This window comes from Bacteroidales bacterium (assembly GCA_018334875.1).
Lineage (GTDB): Bacteria > Bacteroidota > Bacteroidia > Bacteroidales > UBA12077 > JAGXLC01.
Window position 1 is genome coordinate 1 of the sequence record JAGXLC010000259.1, and the last position, 5,928, is coordinate 5,928.

Genomic DNA, 5,928 nt, shown 5'->3' on the forward strand with positions numbered 1-5,928 from the left:
AAAAGATGAGGCATCGGAAGGATGGCCCACCTACCGGCATGATGCAAAACGGAGCGGCCACACGGACACAACCCTACCCGAAAACCTCACTCAAGACTGGAAGGCTGCCCCCGGAGGAAAATTAACCGCCCCGGTTATTGCCGGGGATCGTTTGTTTGTGGCATCTACTGACAGGCATGCGGTATACGGCCTTGATGCCCGTACCGGCGAGGAGTTGTGGAAGTTCACGGCCGGAGGCCGGATCGATTCCCCGCCTACCGTATATAAAGGTCTGGTACTTTTCGGTTCGGCCGACGGCAAGGTTTATTGTCTCCGTGCCTCCGACGGGGAAATGGTTTGGCGTTTCCGGGCCGCACCTGTTGACCGCCGGATTGTCTCCCACGGACAGCTTGAATCGGCCTGGCCGGTGCATGGTTCGGTTCTTGCCGAGAACGGGTCGGTTTACTTTGCAGCCGGACGATCCTCTTTTCTCGATGGCGGAATATATCTCTATCAACTTGATCCGCAGACCGGTGAAATGTTAACCCGCAAAATTATTGACAGCCGGGATGAGAAGACCGGCCATCAGCCGGAAAACATCATTGAAGGTTTTGAAATAGCAGTTGGTGCTTTGCCGGATGTGCTTTCCGGGAAGGAGGAATCCATATTCATGCGGCATAAACGATTCAGCCGGGATCTGGAGGAAAAACCTCCGGAAGTGCCGCATCTTTTCAGCTCTACCGGTTTTCTGGACGATTCCTGGTGGCACCGTGATTATTGGATTATGGGCACCCATATAAATTCGGGCTGGGGAGGATGGCCCCAGATGGGAAGCAGGGTGCCTTCGGGCCGATTGCTTGCGTTCAGCGATTCAACAATCTATGGATTCGGGCGCCACAGTTATGGCAGGCACGGTAGTCATGTCGGTATTGAGTCTTCGACCAACTGGGGTTACAGTGAACAAATGCATGATACGATCACTTATTACCGGTTGTTTAAAGCCTGCCAGAATCCGGAAACAGAAGACTGGGAAGCGTCTTGGAACAAGCGAATACCTCTTTTGGTAAGGGCAATGGTCATGGACGATTCAAAAATTTTTCTTGCCGGCCCGCCCAATGGCCAGGATATAAAAAATATTCCATCCGCACTTGAAGGCAAAGAAGGGGGACTATTGTATGTAGTATCTTCAGATGGGACGGTATCTCAAAAATACAAACTCGGAGCACCCCCGATTTTTGATGGCATGGCGGCAGCCTCAGGAAACCTTTATATATCAACGAAAGAGGGAGAAGTGGTATGTCTTAAAAGCCGTTAATGCCTTAATTTGGATGTAAAATCCATGAGGTTGGTGAAAATATAACAGGCGATAATGGTAAGCGACTGAAATTAAAATATTTATATCCAAAACTATTGAAATTGAGTATAAAAACCTCAAAGCCATGACAAACAAAAAGTATTCAAGACGAACCTTTTTAAAGAAAAGTGCACTCACCGGTCTTGGTATAGGACTGGCTGCAGGTGCGACACCGAATCTGGTTACCGGCTGCGCAAAAGGTGCCGGCAATCCTGCCATTCTGGGCGGTCAGGCTGTCCGGGATAAAGGCTGGCCGGATTGGCCTGTATGGAAACCGGATAAAGATGAAGAACGGATTATAGAAGTGCTTCGAAGTGGGGATTGGTGGCGTGGAGCGGGAAATGTGGTTGAAGAATTTGAGCAAAAATGGGCAGAAACCATAGGAGCAAAAAGATGTGTAGCCACTGTCAACGGGACAAATTCTTTGGTTATTTCTCTTTTCAGACTGGGTATTGGTCCCGGAGACGAAGTAATTGTACCTCCATATACTTTCATTGCCACCATTCAGTCTGTTCTGTTGGTAGGAGCCATGCCGGTTTTTGTTGATACCGATCCCGCTACTTTTCAAATAGATGCGGATAAGATTGAAGAAAAGATCACTCCCCGCACTGCCGCTATTCTGCCGGTACATATCCTCGGACTTCCTGCTGATATGGAAAAGATCATGAACATTGCCCGCCGGCATGATCTGTTTGTTGTGGAAGATGCCTGTCAGGCATGGCTTGCGGAGATAAATGATAAGAAAACGGGTACTTTTGGCCATGCCGGCTGCTTTAGTTTTCAGAATTCGAAGCATCTTCCCATTGGTGAAGGAGGGGCCATTGTGAGTGATGATGAAGAATTGATGGACCGGTGTTTTTCCCATCATAACAATGGTCGTTCTTATGGTACAGTTAGGAGTGAGCATGACAGTTACCCCTTTGTGGGAACCAACAACCGGATGACCGAATACCAGGCAGCGGTTGGGCTGGCCCAGCTAAAGCGTATGGAAGAACAAACAAAGCGTCGCGTGTCGAATGCAGAATACTTGCGCAATAAGATAAAAGACATTCCGGGAATTTTACCCTATGAATTGTATGACAATGTGACAAGGGCGGCATTCCATCTTTTCCCCTTTCGCTACAAAAAAGAGGAATTCCAGGGACTTCCCCGGCAAAAGTTCCTCAGTGCACTCAACGAGGAAGGAATTCCCTGTTCCGGAGGTTATTCCCCCCTGAATAAAATGTCCTATTTCAGAGATGCTTTTCAATGGAAAATGTTTCAACGAGTCTTTCCTAAGGACATGCTGGATTTTGACAGGTATGTGGAGCGGAACCAATGTCCTGAAAATGACCGGCTGTGTGAAGAAGCAGTATGGTTTTCTCAGAATCTCTTACTCACAGAGCAATCCGATATGGATGATATTGCCAGGGCAATTGAAAAAATTTATAACAATTCAGAAAAGATTAAAAAATCTGTTTGATGGATTCGGAAAGCATTTACGGTTGAATTTGTCTGTCAGATTTTTTATTTTTGGTGATGACCCAGATGAAAAAAGCTATGAAGAACTTTTCAATGTTCATTTCTTTAATGGCAATTTTTGTATCCGTCCGAGACGGGAAAAGTTCGGAAAGAGATTTTCCTTCTGATACAGACAGCCCCAATATTATCCTGATCTATTGTGATAATCTGGGTTATGGCGATATTGAACCTTTTGGAGCGGAGGTGAACCGGACTCCCAATCTGAATCGTATGGCCCGTGAGGGTCGTAGATTTACCCATTTCTGTGTCACTGCCGGTGTTTGTACTCCTTCCCGTGCCAGCCTGATGACTGGATGTTATGCCCAGCGTGTAGGTATGGATTATAACCCCCGTGATGGCAATGTCCTGCGACCTGTTTCTCCGTATGGGCTGAATCCAAACGAAATCACTATTGCTGATGTACTCAGAAAACAGGACTATGCCACAAAAATTATTGGTAAATGGCATTTGGGTGATCAACCTGAGTTTCTTCCCACCCGCCAGGGATTCGATTCATTTTTCGGCCTGCCTTACAGTGATGATATGACTGAAGCCACAGGGAAACGAATAGGTGACCGGCTAGGCGGCGCCCAGTGGCCTCCGTTGCCGTTAATGGAAGACGAAAGCATTATTGAGGCACCGGCAAATCGCAATTTGCTGACGCAACGAGAAACAGAGAGAGCCCTGGAGTTTATCGAGCAACAACAAGATCACCCCTTTTTTCTTTACTTACCACATAATATGCCTGGAAGTACACCCGAGCCTTTTGCGGGTCCGCGTTTTCAGGGTCGAAGTGCAAATGGACCGTGGGGAGACGTCATCGAAGAATTGGACTGGTCACTCGGACAGATATTGGATAAACTTGAGCACCTTGGTCTCGAGGGACAAACGCTGGTCATTTGGACATCAGATAACGGCGCCCCATTGGCCAGTGGTGTTAATCCTGATTCCCCGCATTACAGCCCAAGGCGAGGCAGTAATCTTCCCTTGCATGGCGAAGGATATACTACAGCGGAAGGGAGTTTTCGCGTACCCACAATCATGTGGTGGCCGGGTAAAATTCCGGCGGGAACGATATGCAATGAGTTGTGCACAACAATGGATATTCTGCCTACGCTGGCAAACCTGGCCGGGACCGAGCCACCTAAAGATCGCATCATTGACGGCCATGACATACGACCCCTTATGTTTGCCAGGTCAGGTGCCGAATCGCCTTACGAGGTCTTCTATTACTACCAGGGAAAACAATTGCAGGCTGTTCGCAGCGGCCGTTGGAAGCTGTTCCTTCCTGTAGACAATTTTTCCAGGCATCCGCACTTCGGATCAGAGGAAGAGGCAGAGCCATTGTTGTTTGACGTCGTGAATGATATCAGCTCATCGCTTAACGTTGCCGACCAGCACCCGGAAGTCGTTCAGCGGCTTATGGATTTTGCTGAAGATGCCCGTGAGGATTTGGGAGATAAAGGAATTATCGGAAAGAACGAGCGGCCCCATGGACATCTTGACAATCCGGGCCCGCTTCGATAAAAAAAGCTAGTTGAAAAAATAAAACCCATCAACAATAAAGTCAATTCAATAGTCATGACATCAACAAAATACTCAAGACGAACCTTTTTAAAGAAAAGTGCACTCACCGGTCTGGGAATCGGACTGGCAGCAGGTGCGACACCAAATTTAATGAGTAGCTGTGCAAAAGATGTATCCACCCCTGCTATTTTGGGAGGTCAGCCTGTACGCGAGAAAGGCTGGCCGGATTGGCCGATGTGGAAGCCAAAGCAGGATGAAGATCGGGTTATAGAAGTCCTGCGAAGTGGTGTATGGTCCCGTGCCGGTGTGGCTGATGAGTTTGAAGAAAAATGGGCCAAAACCATTGGAACAAAACGCTGCCTGGCCACCACCAACGGCACCCATGCCCTGATCACCGCCCTTCATGAGCTTGGTATTGGTGCCGGAGACGAGGTAATCGTACCCCCGTATACTTTTATAGCAACCATACAAGCCGTTATTATGAACGGTGCCATGCCGGTTTTTGTTGACACCGATCCCGCTACTTTCCAGATAGATGCCGGTAAGATTGAAGAAAAGATCACTTCGCGTACCATTGCCATTTTACCGGTACATATCCTCGGTCTTCCTGCGGATATGGAGAAAATTATGGATATTGCCGGTCGGCACGATTTATTTGTGGTGGAAGATGCCTGTCAGGCCTGGCTTGCGGAGATAAACAACCAGAAAGTGGGGACATTTGGCCATGCCGGCTGTTTTAGCTTTCAGAATTCAAAACATCTTCCCATAGGGGAGGGAGGGGCTATTGTAAGTAATGATGAGGAATTTATGGATCGCTGTGCCTCCTTCCATAATTTTGGTCGTCCTCATGGAGCGGAAGTCGAATCGGTGAGTGGTGGCTATATACGTGTTGGTAGCAAATGCCGGATAACCGAATACCAGTCTGCCATCGGCCTGGCTCAGTTAAAACGGCTGGAAGAACAAACAAAACGACGCGAATCGAATGCAGCATATCTTCGTTCACAAATAAAAGACATACCCGGCATTCTGCCTTATGAATTGTATGACAACGTTACCCGGGCGGTATTCCATCTCTTTCCCTTTCGCTATAAAAAGGAAGAGTTCCAGGGACTGCCGCGAAAAAAATTCCTCGAGGCGCTCAACGAAGAAGGGATTCCCTGTTCCGGTGGCTATACCCCCCTGAATGATATGCCCTATCTCAAAGATGCGCTTGAGTCGAAAAACTTTCAGAAAGTCTATCCGAAGGACATGCTGGATTTTAACAGATATGTTGAACAGAACCGGTGCCCGGAGAACGACCGGCTGTGTGAGGAAGCGGTATGGCTTTATCAGAACATGCTGCTCGGGGAAAAATCCGACATGGATGATATAGCCAAAGCCATTGAAAAGATTTATAACAACGCTGAAAAAATCAAGGGATGATGCAAAAAATCAAGAACAGTATTTTTCTTACATTTTTGGCCATTTTTGTTATCCTGTCTTTCTATGACGGGGAAGCATCAAATGAAGGAGAGGGAAATGCCGGAGGATGGGAAGCAGGGGTTGCCCATACAGTGATAACCCCGGAG

At 47.8% G+C, this 5,928-nt stretch carries 4 protein-coding genes; all 4 read left to right on the plus strand.

What is annotated here, in order from left to right; all coding sequences use genetic code 11:
* Positions 1 to 1,294: PQQ-binding-like beta-propeller repeat protein (locus tag KGY70_15765; GenBank protein MBS3776653.1), on the plus strand; the 1,294-nt coding region annotated here is incomplete at its 5' end.
* Positions 1,295 to 1,418: 124 nt separating this feature from the next.
* Positions 1,419 to 2,795, plus strand: a complete 1,377-nt coding sequence (locus KGY70_15770; GenBank protein MBS3776654.1) for an aminotransferase class I/II-fold pyridoxal phosphate-dependent enzyme — start codon at positions 1,419 to 1,421, stop codon at positions 2,793 to 2,795.
* Positions 2,796 to 2,872: 77 nt separating this feature from the next.
* Positions 2,873 to 4,360, plus strand: a complete 1,488-nt coding sequence (locus tag KGY70_15775) for a sulfatase (GenBank protein ID MBS3776655.1) — start codon at positions 2,873 to 2,875, stop codon at positions 4,358 to 4,360.
* A gap of 54 nt (positions 4,361 to 4,414) precedes the next feature.
* Positions 4,415 to 5,782, plus strand: coding sequence for an aminotransferase class I/II-fold pyridoxal phosphate-dependent enzyme (locus KGY70_15780; GenBank protein MBS3776656.1), 1,368 nt, complete (start codon positions 4,415 to 4,417; stop codon positions 5,780 to 5,782).
* Positions 5,783 to 5,928 lie beyond the last annotated feature (146 nt).